Raw genomic sequence first — 15,528 nt, 5'->3', positions numbered from 1 at the left:
AGCGCTCCGAGCAGGGCATACGTGACGCTGCGCGGTCCGACGGCTACCGGAACGACGTTGCGCAGCGTCACCGTCGGAGGTCTAGGCTGTCTGCTGTTCCTGATGATCCATCCATCTCTAGCGAACGAGATTTCGACGTGACGAGTGCGTTGACGCTGCCCACCGGCAACCAGCTGGCGTCGTCCTGGCCGGAGGCGCCGGCCGGCTCCCAGCCCCTGCCGTTCGAGCTGGACCACCTGCTCGCCCTCCGGGTGCCCGGGCTGATCGCCACCCGTCGCCACCTCCACTCCCACCCGGAGCTCTCCGGCGAGGAGTTCGAGACGGCCGCCCTGATCGCCCGGGAGCTCACCCTGGCCGGGCTGAGGCCGCGGCTGCTGCCGAAGGGCAACGGGGTCATCTGCGACATCGACGGCCGCCCCGACGGCCCGGTGGTCGCGCTGCGCGCCGACATCGACGCCCTGCCGCTGACCGACTCGAAGGACGTGCCGTACCGCTCCACGGTGGACGGCGTCTGCCACGCCTGCGGCCACGACGTGCACACCACCGTGATGCTCGGCGTCGGCATGCTGCTGGCCCAACTCGCCGACCTCGGCGAGCTGCCCGGCCGGGTCCGGCTGATCTTCCAGCCAGCCGAGGAGATCCTGCCCTGCGGCTCGCTGGAGGTCATCGAGGCCGGCGGCCTGGACGACGTGGTGCAGATCTTCGCGCTGCACTGCGACCCCAACCTGCCGGTCGGGCAGATCGGCCTGCGGGTCGGCCCGATCACCGCCGCCGCCGACAACGTCACCGTCCGGCTCACCGGCCCGGGCGGGCACACCGCCCGCCCGCACCTGACCGTCGACCTGGTCGACGCGCTGGGCCGCCTGATCACCGAGGTGCCGGCCCTGGTCAGCCGCCGGGTGCCGGCCAACAGCGGGCTGCTGCTGGTCTTCGGCCACGCCTCGGCCGGCACCCGTTACAACGTCATCCCCTCCGAGGCGTGCGCCTCCGGCACCCTGCGGGTGATGGACCGCGACACCTGGGAGCTGGCCCCCAAGATCGTGGGTCAGGTGGTCCGCGACGTCGTCGCGCCGACCGGTGCCACCGTCGACCTGGAATACCTGCGGGGCCGCCCGCCCGTGTGCAACGACTCCCGGGCCATCCAGGTCCTGACCGGCGCCACCGTCGCCGCGCTCGGGCCGGAGGGCGTCGCCGAGACCCCGCAGAGCATGGGCGGCGAGGACTTCTCCTGGTACCTGGAGTACGTCCCCGGCGCGCTCGCCCGGCTGGGCGTCGGCCGCTCCGGCCCGAACGTGGACCTGCACCGGGCCTCGTTCGACGCGGACGAACGGGCCATCCCGGTCGGCGTACGACTCATGGTCCAGACCGCGCTGCGGGCACTGGCGGCGGCGCGGTAGGCGGCAGCGGCGCGGCCGGTCCGGTCGGCGTCATCGCCGGCGGGGCCGTACGCCGCCGCCGGCGCAGCACCACCAGCAGCACCGCCACCGGTACGCCGATCGCCAGCAGCCACGGCAGCACCGCGCCCAGCACCGTCAGCAGGATGGTCATCGAGGTCAGGAAGACCTTCCAGCCGCCCTTGAGCCCCACCAGGAAGCCGACCTCGGTCTCCTCGTCGGCGGTGCTCGCGTCGGGGCCGACCAGCGACACGGTGATCGTCGACAGGCTGGTCAGGTCCGCCAGCCGCTCCTTCTTCGCCTCCAGCGAGGCGAGGTCGGCCTCCCGGCGCGACAGCTCGTTCTCCAGCGACACCAGATCGCTGATCGAGGTGGCCCGGGCCAGCAGCTTGCGGGCGCTCTCCACCCGGGCGCGCTGCGTGGTGATCCGCGCGTCCAGGTCGACCATCTGCTCGGTGACGTCCTCCGTGCGGATCTCCCGCCGCTGCTGCCGGCCGAGCTTCGCCAGCTCGTCGACGACGCCGTGGAACTTCGCCGCCGGCACCCGCAGCTCCAGCTCGGCCCGCGCGTCCGCGTCGGCGCTGCGCCGCTGGTCGCCGCCGATGAAACCGCCGGCCGCCGTGACCGTGGCGATCGCGCTCCGCGCCGCCTCGTCCACATCGTCCACCTGCACGCGCATCGTGCCCGTGTAGATGATGGAGCGCTGGTCGACCCGCAGGTCCGGTGCGCCGGCGCCGCTGCCCTGCTCGGCCTTGCCGCCACCCCGCTCCGCCGCGCCACCCGCCGGGTCTGCAGCGCCACCGGCCTGGTCCGCCGCGCCACCGGCCCGGTCCCGCTCCGCTGGGGCCGCCGCCGGTCCGCTGTCGGCGTTGTCCCGCGCGTCGCTGCCGCAACCCGCGAGCGCGAACAGCGCCACCAGCGCGGCGGCCGTCAGCCGTACGCCTCGACGTCGCCGATCCCGTCCGTCCATCCCGCCTCCATCGTCCTCGCCCCCGTGCGGGGCGATACCTCAGACGTGACGCGTCCCCACGTCGGTTCCGGCAGACTGCGCTCAGGACATCACGATTCGATAATCTTGGAGTCACGATGCAGCTCACCAAGTACGCCCACTCCTGCCTGCGGGTGGAACACGACGGGGGAGTGCTGGTCATCGACCCGGGCGTGTTCAGCGATCCGGCTGCGCTCGACGGGGCCGACGCGGTGCTCATCACCCACGAGCATCCCGACCACCTCGACGTCGAGGCGGTCACCCGGCAGCTCGACCGACGGCGCTTCGTCATCCACGGGCCGGCGTCACTGGCCGACACCCTGGGCGACGCCGCCGAGGCGCTCGACGCGGTCCGGCCCGGACAGGCGTTCACGGCCGCCGGCGTGCCGGTACGCGCCCACGGCGGCCGGCACGCCGTGATCCACCCCGACATCCCGGTGATCGACAACCTGGCGTACCTGCTGAACGACACGGTGTACCACCCCGGGGACAGCCTGGTCGTCCCCGAGGACGCGCAGGTCGACACGCTCTTCCTGCCGATCCACGCGCCGTGGACGAAGTTCTCCGAGTCGCTGGACTTCCTCCGGGCGGTCGCCCCGCGCCGGGCGTACGCGCTGCACGACGGGCTGCTCAACGACAACGGGCTCAACGTGCTCAACGGCAACTTCACCCGGCTGTCCGACGTGGAGTACCGCCGGCTCGAACCGGGCACCCGGATCGACGCCTGACGGCGATGCCCGGCCCGCCCCGAGAGCTGGTGCACCGGCTCTACACCACCCCGCCGGACCGGTTCGTCGCGATCCGCGACGAGGCCGTCGCCGAGGCCCGCCGCGCCGGCGACCCGAAGGCCGCCCGGGAGATCGCCCGGCTGCGCCGGCCCACCGTGGCGGCCTGGCTGGTCAACCTGCTCGCCATCCGCCGCCCCGAGCTGGTCGCCGACCTGGCCCAGCTCGCCGAGGCCCTGCGCACCGCCCAACGCGAACTGCGCGGGCCCCGGCTGCGGGAACTCTCCACCCAGCGGCGGGCGGTGGTCGGCGCGCTCGTCGCCGAGGTACGCAAGCTGGCGGCCGGGGCGGAGGAGGCCCCGCCGGCCGGGAAGCTGCCGCTGGGCGAGGTGGAGGCCACCCTCAACGCCGCGCTGGCCGACACCGACGTCGCCGAACAGGTCCGCTCCGGCCGGCTGCTGCGGGCCGCCACGTACGCCGGCTTCGGCGAGGTGCCCCGCCCCCAGTTGCGGCTGGTGACCGGCGGGGAGGAGCCGGAGCCGGAGCCCCGGCCCGAGCCGACCGGGAAGCAGCGGGGCGGCGTCGACCGGGCCGCGCTCCGCGCCGAGCAGGCGGAACGGGCCGCCCGGGCGGAGCGGGCGCGCCGCCGACGGGCGCTGGAGAAGGAGCTGGCCAGGGCGCGTACCGACCAGGAACGCGCCGAGGCGGAGCTGGCCGGCGCGACGGCGGCCGAGCGCGACGGCGTCGGCGCGCTGGACGCGATCGAGGCGGAACTGGCCGAGCTGGAGCGGCGCCGGGCCGTCGCCGAGCAGGACCTGAGCCGGGCGAGGCTGGCCCGGCGCGGGGCGGAACGCACGGTGACGGCCGCGCGCCGCCGCGCCGGCGAGGTCGAGGCGGCGGTGGAGGCACTCGACGCCGAAGAGGGGGATGCCGAGTCGGGCGGCGGCGCGGCAGACTGACCCCTGTGGACGGACGGGGAGCGGGCGGATGACGCCGGAACAGGTCGCCGCGGCCAGCAAGCCGATCGTGCTGGACCTCGGCGACGTCTTCACCCGCTGCCCGACCACCCTGCGGCGGGCCCGGCTGCTCGGCATCCCCGGCTGGGCGTTCTACGTCACCGGGCGGGCCGGCGCCCTCGGGGACGTGCGCGCCGAGACGGTCGCCGCCGCCCTTGGCTTCCTGGCCCCCGAAGCGGTCGCCGACGGCTGGGACGCGGCCCGCCGGGTCGTCCCGCCGGTCGAGGTGGCCGCCGCCACCATGGTCGAGTGCTGCCGGTGGGGCGAGGAGCGGCTCGACGCCCTCGCCGGGGTGAGCCGGCTCGCCGCCCTGCTCAGCCGCGCGGTCGACGCCGCGGACGCCAGCGGCATGCCGCTCTTCGCGGCCTGGCGCGCCATGCCGGTGCCGGTCCGGACGGCCGGCGCCCGGGCGGCCGTCGGCCTGCGCCTGCTCCGGGAGCACTTCGCCGGGGCCCACCTGATCGCGGTCCGGGCCAGCGGGATGACCCCGCTGGAGGCCGTGCTCGCCGGCCCGGACGGGGAGGCGGGCGCGGTCGCCTGCGGCTGGCCGCCGCCGTACCCGCCGGTCGGGCCGTTGGTGCGCAGGCGGCTCTGGGCCGAGGCGGTGACCGACCGGCTGGCCTCACCGGCCTTCGCGGCGCTCGGCCCGGCCGACGGCGCCGAACTGGTGGAGCTGCTCACCGCGACCCGGGCCCACCTGACCGACCCGGGCTGAGCCGCCGCGCCGGACCCCGGTCCGCGCAGGAACGGGGCCCGCGCCGGACCCCGGCCCGCGCCGGACCCCGGCCCGCGCCGGACCCCGGCCCGCGCCGGACCCCGGCCGCCGGGGCGGGCCGGAAAATCGGCGGCGACCCGCCGGCCCGCCTGTCAGGATCGCCCCCGTGACTCTTCCCGCCGGCTGGCAAGCCCGCCGACCCACCCTGGACGACGTACCGGCGATCCTGGCGGTGGTGCACGCCGCCGACACCTTCGCCATCGGCTATCCGGACTTCGACGCCGACGACGTGCGCGACGCGCTCACCGCGCCGCACGTCGACCCGGAGCGGGACTCCTGGGTGGTGACCGATCCGGAGGGCGCTCTGGTGGCCTGGGCGATCCTGCAGAACGAGACCGGGATGGGCCGGGAGTTCGTCGACGTGTTCGTCGACCCGGACCGGGGCGCGGAGGTGCGGGGGCCACTGCTGGCCCGGCAGCTGGACCGGGTGGCCGCGCGGGCCGCCGAGCGCGGCCTGCCGGACCTGATCGTGCGCTGTCCCGCCTGCGAGCCCGAGCGCCGGTGGGCGGCCGAGCTGACCGAGGCGGGGTTCGACTTCGTCAAGCGGTACCAGCTCCTGCGCCGTTCGTTGGCGGGGGTGCCCGGCGAGCCGCCGCCACCGCCGCCCGGGGTGACGGTCCGGCCGGTGCGTCCCGGCGACGAGTCGGAGCTGCGCGACTTCCACCGGATCTTCGACACCGCCTTCCGCGACACCCCCGACTACGAGCCGTCGGGCTACGACCGGTGGCGGGCCCTCATCAGGCCCGGGACGGCCTGGGACGAGTGGTTCGTCGCCGAGGTGGACGGGCAGCCCGCCGGCGTACTCCGGTCGTCCGACCAGGCGCTCGACCGGAACGAGGGATGGGTCAGGAACCTCGCGGTGCTGCCCGGTCACCGGCGTCGCGGGGTGGGCGCGGCACTGCTGAACCACGCGTTCGCCCGGTACGCGGAGAAGGGCCGGGAGACCGTCGGCCTCGGGGTCGACCTGGCCAACCCGACCGCCCCGCTCTCGCTCTACCGGTCGGTGGGGCTGCGCGAGGTGCGCTGGGTCGACATGTACGAGCTGGTCGTGCCGGCCACCGGTGTGTGATTGACGACGCCGGGCGGGGCCGGATGGGGGCCCCGCCCGGTGCCGGAGCAGACTGGGGGCCGTGGGATACGCGCGGGGCCGACCGTACGGGCTAGGCCGACGCGGTGCCGGTGGGGCGGGACCGCAGCTCGGTGACGTAGTCGTCCGGCGCGCCCGCCTTCTCGGCGGCGTTCGCGATCTCCGAGAGGTACCACGCCGTGGGCAGCCCGCCCTCGTACCCGTCGAAGACGTAGATCCACGCGGTCACGTCGCCGTCGAGGGTGGAGATCCGCACGTGCAGCTTGCGGTACGTGCCGGCGGTCACCCCCTCCAGCTCGTCGAGCTGGGCGGCGTCGTAGGGGTGGATGTCGTAGATCGCCACGAAGACCCGGTCGCCGGGCGACTCGACGACCGTGCTGACTGCGCCCTCCCAGCCGATCACGTCCTCGCCCGCGAAGGTGAGCCGCCAGCCTTCCAGCCAGCCGGTGCCCACCATCGGCGAATGCGGACAGTAGGCGCGCATGCGGGCGGGGTCGAGGTTAGAGCCGTAGGCGGCGTGATGACGCACGGCGATGACGATAGCCCGCCCACGGGGTGGGGGAGAATACGACTGAGCGTGTCGGACGCGTTCGGGAGAAGAAAGTCACTGTGAGCATTGGTGGGGGGCGGGCACGGTGAGCGCGAGGAGCGCAGCGGAGCGGAGCCCCGCAGTCGCGAACGAAAGGATGGCCCTGTGAGCCGGATCGTGATCATCGGCGGTGGACCGGCCGGCTACGAGGCGGCCCTGGTCGCCGCGCAGCTGGACGCTGATGTCACCGTCGTGGAGGCCGAGGGCGCCGGCGGGGCCTGCGTGCTGTCCGACTGCGTACCGTCGAAGACCTTCATCGCCAGCTCGGAGGTGGTGACCGGCTACCGGGACACCGAGGAGTTCGGGGTGGACTCCGACGGCCTGGAGGCGGTCACGGTCGACGCCGGCGCGGTGCACGAGCGGGTCAAGCGCCTCGCGCTCGCCCAGTCCGCCGACATCCACGCCAAGCTGGTCAAGGCCGGGGTGACCTTCGTGTCGGGCACCGCCCGGCTCGGCGAGGACACCCTCGGGCACACCCATCGGGTGCTCGTCACCCCGACCGACGGCGGCGGCGAGCAGTCCATCGCCGCGTCGACCGTGCTGGTCGCCACCGGCGCCACGCCGCGCCAGCTGCCCACCGCCGTACCGGACGGCGAGCGCATCCTGACCTGGCGCCAGGTGTACGACCTGCCGGAGCTGCCCGAGCACCTGATCGTGGTGGGTTCCGGTGTCACCGGCGCCGAGTTCGCCAGCGCCTACCTGGCGATGGGCGTGCAGGTGACGCTGGTGTCGAGCCGCGACCGGGTGATGCCGCACGAGGACGCCGACGCGGCCATGGCCATCGAGCGGGTCTTCCGCACCCGGGGCATGAGCATCCTCAACAACTCCCGGGCCGACGCGGTCCGGCGTACCGCCGACGGGGTGGAGGTCGAGCTCTCCGACGGCCGGAAGGTGGCCGGCTCGCACGCGCTGATCGCGGTCGGCTCCATCCCCAACACCGCCGACCTGGGCCTGGCCGAGTACGGCGTCGCGCTGGCCCGGGGCGGCTACGTCACCGTCGACCGGGTCTCCCGGACCAACGTGCCCGGCATCTACGCGGCCGGCGACTGCACCGGGGTGCTGCCGCTGGCCAGCGTCGCCGCCATGCAGGGCCGGATCGCGATGTGGCACGCGCTCGGCGAGGCGGTCCGGCCGCTGCGGCTGCGTACCGTCGCGGCGAACGTGTTCACCGACCCGGAGCTGGCCACCGTGGGCGTCTCGCAGGACGAGGTCGACTCGGGCAAGGTGCCGGCCCGGCAGGTCATGCTGCCGCTGGACGGCAACGCCCGCGCGAAGATGGACGGCCTCGCCGACGGCTTCGTCAAGCTCTTCTGCCGCCCGGCCAGCGGGCAGGTGATCGGCGGTGTGGTGGTGGCGCCGAAGGCGAGCGAGCTGATCCTGCCGATCACCATGGCGGTGGAGAACAACCTCACGGTCAACGAGCTGGCCCAGACGATCACGATCTACCCGAGCCTGTCCGGCTCCATCACCGAGGCCGCCCGCCAGCTCATGCTGCACGAGCTGGAGTGATCCGCCGGAGCAGGGCGACCGCGACGACGACGAGCACGGCGACCTCGGTGAGGATCAGCAGGCGCTCGACCAGGCCGAGCAGCAGCCGGTCGCCGGGGTAGGCGGACCAGACCATCGCCGCCGCGAGGACCACGCTGGCCGTGGCGAGACCGCGTACCCGGCGGCCCGCGGCTGCCGGCAGGCGTCGGGCGAGCAGCCAACCGGCGGCCGGCAGCGCCAGGAAGGCGACCACCGAGGCGTACCGGTGGACGTAGGCGGCGGTGTCCATGGGCAGGCCGGGCTCGTTCGTCGGCACCACCGCGGCCAGCAGCAGCCCGCCGACCCAGGCGGCCAGGAACGCCTCCGCCGCCCGCTCCGCTCCGGCGGCGGCCGGCCGGTGGCCGCGCCACAGGGCGGGCAGGAGCACGGCGGTGGCCGCCGCGAGCACCAGCATGGCGACGTCGATGACGCCGCCTCGGTCGGAGACGGCGTAGTCGCTGACGGTCAGCGTCCACGGGTCCAGGTTCTCGCTCACCTCGACGTGGCCGATCACGGCGAGCAGCGTCGCCAGGGCGATCCCGCCGAGGGCCAGCAGTCCACTGTTCCGGGTTCCGCGCATGGCTCAGCCTGTCCCGCGAGGGACCCCAGACGGATCCGGGCCGCCCACCGAGATCGGTCCCCGGGACCACCCCTAGGCGGCGCCGGGGCGGCCGGTCACTCCGCCCCGGGCGCGTCCCGCCTCGCCGCGACGACGACCGGCACCGCGACCGACTCGGCCGCCCGCCGGGCCCCGACGGCGGTCATGGCCCAGCCCGCCGCCGCGAAGCCGGCCGCCGCGACTCCCGCGATCAGCGCCAGCCGCCACGCGGACTCGGTGAGCGCCGTCCCGCCGAGGTGCCCGACCAGTCCGCCGTACGTCGCCCAGGCCAGCGCCGCCAGGCCCTCGTAGAGCAGGAAGAGGCGGTACGGGTACCGGCTGCGGCCGGCCGAGAAGCAGGCGGCCATCCGTCCGCCGGGCACGAAGCGGCAGAGCAGGATCACGAGCGGCCCGGGTCGGCGCAGCCCCTGGGTGACCCGGCTGGCGACGCGCCGGGCCCGGCCCCGTTGGGCGTCGCGCGGCGCCCGGCGGTCCGGCGCGCCCCGCCCGAGCAGGTAGCAGGCCAGGTCCCCGACGAAGACGCCGAGCGCGCCGACGGCGATGGTCACCGGCAGGTTCAGCCCGCCGTACACGGTGAGGGCGCCCCCGGTGATCATCACGACCTGGGTGGGGATCACGGGGACGAAGGCGTCGGCGACCAGCAGCGCGAGCAGTGCGAGGTACGCCCAGGCCGGCGTTGCGATCTCAGTGAGTAGTTCGGGCACGACTGCCACCTCGCCGGACGGGGCCGATTGCGGGTACCGAGCCTGACGGGTCGCCCGGCGTCACGGGGCGGGACCCTGGCGCGTGGTGACCACCGACACGGCAGGGCCACCGGACACAACGAGCGGAGACCGCCGCAGGTGACGGATGGGCGCGGCGGCGAGGGTCGGCGGACCGGGGCACCCCGGCGTACCGTTGTCGGGGCGCGGCCCCACGACCGTCGGGTCCCCCGTTCCTGACGGTGCGGCCGCCGCGGGCCGTCGGCAGGTCCCGTGCCGGCGGCCCGCCCCTGTGCCCGTCCGCGCTTCCGCCCCCGTGCCGGAGCGCCCGGAAAAACCGGCTGCGGTCCCCGCGGGCAGGGCCGTACCGTCGCGGCATGCGCAGTGCGGTATCCACCACGACGCCGGGAGACCCCGGCGCGCCGTACTGACCTGACCGTCGACGAGGCCCCGGGGCGATCCGCCCCGGGGCCTCGCGGCGTCCGGTGACCGGGTCGACTCCGGGTCGTACCCGATCAAGGAGCGCGACATGATCGACCACCGCAAGCTCGGCCGGGAGCTGGAGCTGTTCGCCTCCGACCCGCTGGCCGGCGCCGGGCTGCCGCTCTGGCTGCCGGCCGGGGCCGCCGCCCGGCACGCCGTCGAGGAGTACGTCCGCGAGCTGGAACGCCGCGCCGGCTACCGGCACGTGTCCACCCCGCCGCTGGGCAGGCGGGAACTCTTCGAACTCTCCGGCCATCTCGGCTACTTCGCCGACGACATGTTCCCGCCGATGCGGCTCTCCGCCGACGACGAGTTCGTGCTGCGGCCGGCGCTCTGCCCGCACCACGCCCTGGTGTTCCGGGCCCGGGGCCGCTCCTACCGGGAGCTGCCGCTGCGGATCGCCGAGCTGGGCGGCATGTACCGCGCCGAGCGCTCGGGGGTGCTCGGCGGACTGTCCCGGGTGCGCGCCATCTCGCTCAACGACGCGCACAACTTCTGCGCCCTGGAGCAGGTGGGCGAGGAGGTCGCCGAGATCCTCCGGCTGATCCGCGAGGCGCACGCCGCGCTCGGCGTACGGCCGGCGGGGTTCCGGCTGTCGCTGCGCGGGCCGGGGGAGAAGTACGTCGGGGACGACGCCCAGTGGGCGCGGGCGGAGGAACTGCTGCGCGCCGCGCTCGACGGGGTGGAGTTCACCGAGGCCCCGGGGGAGGCCGCGTTCTACGGCCCGAAGATCGACATCCAGGTGCGGGACGCCGCCGGCCGGGAGTTCACCCTCTCCACCGTCCAGCTCGACTTCGACAAGCCGGAGCGGTTCGACCTGTCGTACACCGACGCGTCCGGGGCGCGGCGTCGACCGGTGATGGTGCACCGCAGCCTCGTGGGCAGCATGGAGCGGCTCTTCGCGTACCTGATCGAGGTGCACGAGGGCGCCTTCCCCGCCTGGTACGCCCCGGTGCAGCTGGTGGTGCTGCCCGTTGGCGACGACCAGGCCGGGGCGGCGGCCCGGCTCGCCCGCGACGCGCTGGCCGCCGGGCTGCGCGTCGAGGTCGACGGGGCCGGTTCGCTGGGCTCCCGCATCCGCGACGCGGCCCGCGCCCGGGTCCCGTACGCCGCCGTCGTCGGACCCCGCGAGGCGGCCGAGGGCGCGGTCTCCCTGCGGTTGCGCGGCGGCCGGGCCCTGGACCCGATGCCCGCCGCCGACGCCCTGCGGCTGATCGGCGCGGTGGTGGCCGACCGCGGCCCGGCGCTGCTGCCGACCCGCTGAGCCCCCGCCCGGCCCCGACCCCGTCGACCGCCCGCCCGTCGCCGCCGGCGGTCTCCCCGTCACCGGGACGACCCTTCGAGCGGCGCGGGCTCGGGGCCGGCCTGGAGGTCGAGGCCGGGCTGGGGGTCGGGGTCGGGGTCGGGCTGGAGGGCGGCGGTGAACTGCGACCGGTACAGGCGGTGGTACGCGCCCCGCGCGGCGAGCAGTTCCTCGTGCGTGCCCTGCTCCACGATCCGGCCGTCCTCCATCATCAGGATCAGGTCGGCGTCGCGGATGGTGGAGAGCCGGTGCGCGATGACGAAGCTCGTCCGGTCCGACCGCAGCGCGGCCATCGCCCGCTGGAGCAGCACCTCGGTGCGGGTGTCCACCGAGCTGGTCGCCTCGTCCAGGATCAGCAGCGACGGCTCGGCGAGGAAGGCCCGGGCGATCGTGATGAGCTGCTTCTCGCCGGCGCTGACGTTGCTGCCCTCCTCGTCGATCACCGTGTCGTAGCCGTCGGGCAGGCTGCGCACGAACCGGTCCACGAACGTGGCCCGGGCCGCGGCCAGGATCTCCTCCTCGCTCGCCCCGGGGCGGCCGTACGCGATGTTGTCGCGGATGGTGCCCCCGAAGAGCCAGGTCTCCTGGAGCACCATGCCGATCCGGCCGCGCAGGTCGTCGCGGCGCATCGTGGTCACGTCCACCCCGTCGAGCGTGATCCGGCCGGCGTCCAGCTCGTAGAAGCGCATGACCAGGTTGACCAGCGTGGTCTTGCCGGCCCCGGTCGGCCCCACGATGGCGACCGTGTGGCCGGGCTCGGCGACCAGGGAGAGATCCTCGATCAGCGGCTTGTCGGGGGCGTACCGGAAGGAGACGTTCGCGAACTCGACCCGGCCGTGCGGGTCGCGTACCCGGGCCGGCTCGGCCGGGTCGGGGCTCTGCTCCTCGGCGTCGAGCACGGCGAAGACCCGTTCGGCGGAGGCCACCCCGGACTGGAGCAGGTTCGCCATCGAAGCGACCTGGGTGAGCGGCTGGGTGAACTGCCGCGAGTACTGGATGAACGCCTGCACGTCGCCGAGGCTCATCGACCCCGACGCCACCCGCAGGCCACCGACCACGGCGATCGCCACGTAGCTGAGGTTCCCGACGAACATCATCGCCGGCATGATGATCCCGCTGATGAACTGGGCGCCGAAGCTAGCCCGGAACAGCTCGTCGTTCTTGGCGGTGAAGGCGGCCTCCACCTCGCGCTGCCGGCCGAAGACCTTCACCAGCTCGTGGCCGGTGAACGCCTCCTCGATCTGGCCGTTCAGCTCGCCGGTGTGCTCCCACTGGGCGATGAACTGCCGCTGCGACCGCTTGGCGATGGCGGTGGTGACGACCACCGAGACCGGGACCGCGACCAGGGCCACCAGGGCCAGCAGCGGCGAGATCCAGAACATCATGGCGAGCACGCCGACGACGGTGAGCAGCGAGGTGAGCAGCTGGCTCAGCGTCTGCTGGAGGCTCGTCGAGATGTTGTCGATGTCGTTGGTGACCCGGCTGAGCAGCTCGCCCCTGGGCTGCCGGTCGAAGTAGGGCAGCGGCAGTCGGTTCAGCTTCTCCTCCACCTCGGCGCGCAGCCGCAGCACGGTGCGCTGCACCACCCCGTTGAGCAGCCAGCCCTGCCACCACATCAGCAGGCTGGCCACCAGGTAGAGCCCGAGTGCCAGCAGCAGCACCCGCGCCAGCGCGGTGAAGTCGATGCCCTCGCCGGGCACCACGTCCATCCGGGCGAGCATGTCGGCGAAGTTGTCGTTGCCGGCCGCCCGCGCGGCGGCCACCGCCTGGTCGGCGGTGGTGCCCGCCGGCAGCTGCCGGCCGATCACCCCGGTGAAGATCAGGTCGGTGGCCCAGCCGAGCACCTTCGGCCCGACCACGCTGAGGCCGACGCTGAGCACGGCCAGCGCGATCACGGCGACGAGCTGGAGGCGCTGCGGGCGCAGCCGGCCCAGCAGCCGCCGGGCCGAGGGCCCGAAGTTCATCGACCGCTCGGCGGGCATCCCGACGCCCGCGTGCGGACCGCCGCGCTGCCCGCCGGGCGGCAGCCGCTTCGGCGTCGCGGCGTCGGCGGCCGGCTTCTGCTGCGGTACGGCGCTCGCGCCCGCGCTGCTGTGCCTGACGGTTGGCTCGCTCCGCTCGCTCACGCGACCACCTCCGTGGTGTTCTGCGACGCCACGATCTCGGCGTACGTCGGGCAGGTGAGTAGTAGCTCGTCGTGCCGGCCGATTCCGACCACGCCCCCGTTCTCGAGCACGACGATCTGGTCGGCGCCGACGATGGTGGAGACCCGCTGCGCCACGATCACCACGGCGGCGTCGGCGGTGACGGGGCGCAGCGCCGCCCGCAGCCGCGCGTCCGTGCCGAGGTCGAGCGCGGAGAACGAGTCGTCGAAGAGGTAGATTTCCGGTCGCCGGACCAGGGCGCGCGCGATGGCCAGCCGCTGCCGTTGCCCGCCCGAGACGTTCGTGCCGCCCTGCGCGATCGGCGCCGCCAGCCCCTCGGGCATGGCCTCGACGAAGTCCCGCGCCTGGGCGATCTCCAGCGCGTCCCAGAGTTCCGCGTCGGTCGCGTTCGGGTTGCCGTAGCGCAGGTTGCTCGCCACGGTCCCGGTGAACAGGTACGGCCGCTGCGGCACCAGCCCGATGCGGCGCCACAGCTCGTCCGGCGCCAGCTCCCGCACGTCGACGCCGTCGACCAGCACCGCGCCGGCGGTCGTGTCGACCAGCCGGGGCACGAGCGACAGCAGGGTGGTCTTGCCCGCGCCGGTGCTGCCGATGACCGCCGTCGTCGTCCCCGGCGTCACCCGGAACGACACGTCGCGCAGCACCGGCTCGGCCGCCCCCGGGTATTGGAACGCGACGTCGCGCAGTTCCAGCTCGCCGTGGCTCGTCACCTCGGTCACGGGGCGGGCGGCGGGCACCACGGAGGAGTCGGTGTCGAGCACCTCGACGATCCGTTCGGCGCAGACCGCCGCCCGCGGCACCATCATCAGCATGAAGGTGGCCATCATGACGGCCATCAGGATCTGCATCAGGTACTGGAGGAAGGCGGTGAGGGCGCCGACCTGGATCGCCCCGGCGTCCACCCGCTCGGCGCCGAACCAGAGCACCGCGACGCTGGAGACGTTGAGCACCAGCATCACCACCGGGAAGATCAACGCCATCAGGCGGCCGATCCGCAGGGCGGTCGCGGTGAGGTCGGCGTTCGCCGTGGCGAAGCGGTCCGTCTCGTACGGCTCCCGGACGAACGCCCGCACCACCCGGATGCCGGTGATCTGCTCGCGCAGCACCCGGTTGACCGTGTCGATGCGGGTCTGCATGAGCCGGAAGCCCGGCACCATCCGCCGGATGATCAGCCACAGGGCGACGGCCAGCACGGGCACGCTGACGAGCATCAGCCAGGAGAGCCCGACGTCCTCGCGCAGCGCCATCACCACGCCGCCGACGCTCATGATGGGCACGGCGACGAGCATCGTGCAGCTCATCAGCACGAGCATCTGCACCTGCTGCACGTCGTTGGTGTTGCGGGTGATCAGCGAGGGCGCGCCGAACCGGGCGACCTCGCGGGCGGAGAAGCGGTTGACGTGCCCGAAGATCGACGACCGGACGTCCCGGCCGAAGGCCATCGCCGTGCGCGCGCCGAGGTAGACGGCCGCGACCGAGCAGACGATCTGGATGAGGCTGACCGCGAGCATCCAGCCGCCGGTGCGCATGATGTAGCCGGTGTCGCCCCGGGCCACGCCCAGGTCGATGATGTCGGCGTTGAGGCTGGGCAGGTAGAGCGACGCCATGGTGCCGACGAACTGGAGCAGCACCACGGCGGCCAGCGGCCGGTGGTACGGGCGAAGGTGCGTACGCAGCAGCCGGGTCAGCATGCCGGGCTCCCTTCCGGGGTGCCGTGGTCGCCGTTGCCGATGACCTCGAGGAGGAACTCGCGGATCACCGCCGCCTTCGCCGGGTCGGCGTCGACCGAGGTCAGCGGCTGCCCGGAGCGGATCATGGCGGTCAGCGCGTCGATCCGGGCGCGGCCGGCCGGGGTGATCGCGATCTTGACGCTGCGCCGGTCGGCCTCGTCGCGCTGCCGCTCGACGAGGCCGTCACGTTCGAGGGTGTCGACGATGCCGGTCAGGGTGGCCGGCCGGACGAAACAGTGCTCGGCGACCGCGCGGTGCGCCAGTTCGCCGTGCTCGGCGAGAGTCATCAGAGCGACCATCCCGGCCTGGGTGAGGCCGTGCGCCTCGGCCAGGTAACGATTCCACCGCTGTCCGGTGACGTGCCCGGCGACCACGAGCAGTCGCGCTATCGGCACGTCCCGCAGCGTCAACAGTTCCATGGACGGC

General features: G+C 74.3%; 14 protein-coding genes. 7 read left to right on the top strand and 7 right to left on the bottom strand.

All coding sequences use genetic code 11. The features are described 5' to 3' along the window. Positions 1-137 precede the first annotated feature (137 nt). On the top strand, positions 138-1,397 hold the full coding sequence (locus ACLQ20_RS02135; protein ID WP_151455637.1) for an amidohydrolase: 1,260 nt from the start codon (positions 138-140) through the stop codon (positions 1,395-1,397). Here the strand turns inward: ACLQ20_RS02135 and ACLQ20_RS02130 are convergent. Beyond that, positions 1,354-2,364, bottom strand: coding sequence for a DUF4349 domain-containing protein (locus ACLQ20_RS02130; RefSeq protein ID WP_151455638.1), 1,011 nt, complete (start codon positions 2,362-2,364; stop codon positions 1,354-1,356). The genes ACLQ20_RS02135 and ACLQ20_RS02130 overlap by 44 nt on opposite strands. Before the next feature lie 116 nt (positions 2,365-2,480). Here ACLQ20_RS02130 and ACLQ20_RS02125 point away from each other — a divergent pair, with 116 nt between their 5' ends. The 4 genes from ACLQ20_RS02125 (at position 2,481) to ACLQ20_RS02110 (ending at position 5,967) form a co-directional block, all read left to right on the top strand. Further along, positions 2,481-3,110, top strand: coding sequence for an MBL fold metallo-hydrolase (locus tag ACLQ20_RS02125; RefSeq protein ID WP_151455639.1), 630 nt, complete (start codon positions 2,481-2,483; stop codon positions 3,108-3,110). A 5-nt stretch (positions 3,111-3,115) separates the two neighbouring features. Further along, complete coding sequence (locus tag ACLQ20_RS02120; RefSeq protein WP_151455640.1) at positions 3,116-4,066, top strand: hypothetical protein; 951 nt, start codon at positions 3,116-3,118, stop codon at positions 4,064-4,066. Positions 4,067-4,094: 28 nt separating this feature from the next. After that, positions 4,095-4,838: an SCO6745 family protein gene (locus tag ACLQ20_RS02115; RefSeq protein ID WP_311414048.1), complete on the top strand. Its 744-nt coding sequence runs from the start codon at positions 4,095-4,097 to the stop codon at positions 4,836-4,838. Between the two features lie 166 nt (positions 4,839-5,004). Further along, positions 5,005-5,967 carry a GNAT family N-acetyltransferase gene (locus ACLQ20_RS02110; RefSeq protein ID WP_425853972.1) on the top strand — a complete coding sequence of 321 codons (963 nt, stop codon included), beginning with the start codon at positions 5,005-5,007 and terminating at the stop codon, positions 5,965-5,967. Positions 5,968-6,058: 91 nt separating this feature from the next. Here the strand turns inward: ACLQ20_RS02110 and ACLQ20_RS02105 are convergent, their stop codons facing one another. Then, positions 6,059-6,514, bottom strand: coding sequence for a gamma-glutamylcyclotransferase (locus tag ACLQ20_RS02105; RefSeq protein WP_132233291.1), 456 nt, complete (start codon positions 6,512-6,514; stop codon positions 6,059-6,061). A 165-nt stretch (positions 6,515-6,679) separates the two neighbouring features. Between ACLQ20_RS02105 and ACLQ20_RS02100 the strand changes: the two genes are divergently transcribed. After that, positions 6,680-8,083, top strand: a complete 1,404-nt coding sequence (locus ACLQ20_RS02100) for an NAD(P)H-quinone dehydrogenase (RefSeq protein WP_151455642.1) — start codon at positions 6,680-6,682, stop codon at positions 8,081-8,083. Here ACLQ20_RS02100 and ACLQ20_RS02095 read toward each other — a convergent pair. Both ACLQ20_RS02095 and ACLQ20_RS02090 read right to left on the bottom strand, forming a co-directional pair. Beyond that, positions 8,061-8,681, bottom strand: a complete 621-nt coding sequence (locus tag ACLQ20_RS02095) for a DUF998 domain-containing protein (protein WP_151455643.1) — start codon at positions 8,679-8,681, stop codon at positions 8,061-8,063. The two genes, ACLQ20_RS02100 and ACLQ20_RS02095, sit on opposite strands and share 23 nt — an antisense overlap. A gap of 95 nt (positions 8,682-8,776) precedes the next feature. Further along, the gene (locus ACLQ20_RS02090; RefSeq protein ID WP_151455644.1) at positions 8,777-9,424 is read right to left on the bottom strand and encodes a DedA family protein; all 648 of its coding nucleotides are present in this window, start codon (positions 9,422-9,424) and stop codon (positions 8,777-8,779) included. Between the two features lie 526 nt (positions 9,425-9,950). On the opposite strand from ACLQ20_RS02090, the gene thrS reads away from it, so the two are divergent. Next, a complete protein-coding gene (gene thrS / locus ACLQ20_RS02085; RefSeq protein ID WP_425853971.1) occupies positions 9,951-11,168 on the top strand; it encodes a threonine--tRNA ligase in 1,218 nt (405 codons plus the stop codon). A 59-nt stretch (positions 11,169-11,227) separates the two neighbouring features. On the opposite strand, the gene ACLQ20_RS02080 is transcribed toward thrS, so the two are convergent. The 3 genes from ACLQ20_RS02080 to ACLQ20_RS02070 form a co-directional block, all read right to left on the bottom strand. Beyond that, the gene (locus ACLQ20_RS02080) at positions 11,228-13,189 is read right to left on the bottom strand and encodes an ABC transporter ATP-binding protein (protein WP_327031145.1); all 1,962 of its coding nucleotides are present in this window, start codon (positions 13,187-13,189) and stop codon (positions 11,228-11,230) included. Between the two features lie 140 nt (positions 13,190-13,329). Further along, positions 13,330-15,063 (bottom strand): ABC transporter ATP-binding protein, encoded by a 1,734-nt coding sequence (locus tag ACLQ20_RS02075; protein WP_425853970.1) that lies wholly within the window; start codon positions 15,061-15,063, stop codon positions 13,330-13,332. Further along, positions 15,057-15,521 (bottom strand): MarR family winged helix-turn-helix transcriptional regulator, encoded by a 465-nt coding sequence (locus ACLQ20_RS02070; protein WP_151454434.1) that lies wholly within the window; start codon positions 15,519-15,521, stop codon positions 15,057-15,059. Before ACLQ20_RS02070 ends, ACLQ20_RS02075 begins: the two co-directional genes overlap by 7 nt. Between the last annotated feature and the right edge of the window lie 7 nt (positions 15,522-15,528).

Source organism: Micromonospora sp. DT46 (assembly GCF_049841735.1).
GTDB lineage: Bacteria > Actinomycetota > Actinomycetes > Mycobacteriales > Micromonosporaceae > Micromonospora > Micromonospora reichwaldensis.
The sequence above is the reverse complement of the archived record's forward strand: the minus strand, read 5'-3'. Positions and strand labels throughout refer to the sequence as shown.

Excerpts from the sequence above, each read along its gene's own strand:
- ACLQ20_RS02130 (WP_151455638.1), bottom strand. The coding sequence starts at position 2,364 with ATGGACGGACGGGATCGGCGACGTCGAGGCGTACGGCTGACGGCCGCC.
- ACLQ20_RS02125 (WP_151455639.1), top strand. The coding sequence starts at position 2,481 with ATGCAGCTCACCAAGTACGCCCACTCCTGCCTGCGGGTGGAACACGAC.
- ACLQ20_RS02120 (WP_151455640.1), top strand. The coding sequence starts at position 3,116 with ATGCCCGGCCCGCCCCGAGAGCTGGTGCACCGGCTCTACACCACCCCG.
- ACLQ20_RS02115 (WP_311414048.1), top strand. The coding sequence starts at position 4,095 with ATGACGCCGGAACAGGTCGCCGCGGCCAGCAAGCCGATCGTGCTGGAC.
- ACLQ20_RS02095 (WP_151455643.1), bottom strand. The coding sequence starts at position 8,681 with ATGCGCGGAACCCGGAACAGTGGACTGCTGGCCCTCGGCGGGATCGCC.
- thrS (WP_425853971.1), top strand. The coding sequence starts at position 9,951 with ATGATCGACCACCGCAAGCTCGGCCGGGAGCTGGAGCTGTTCGCCTCC.
- ACLQ20_RS02080 (WP_327031145.1), bottom strand. The coding sequence starts at position 13,189 with ATGCCCGCCGAGCGGTCGATGAACTTCGGGCCCTCGGCCCGGCGGCTG.
- ACLQ20_RS02075 (WP_425853970.1), bottom strand. The coding sequence starts at position 15,063 with ATGCTGACCCGGCTGCTGCGTACGCACCTTCGCCCGTACCACCGGCCG.
- ACLQ20_RS02070 (WP_151454434.1), bottom strand. The coding sequence starts at position 15,521 with ATGGAACTGTTGACGCTGCGGGACGTGCCGATAGCGCGACTGCTCGTG.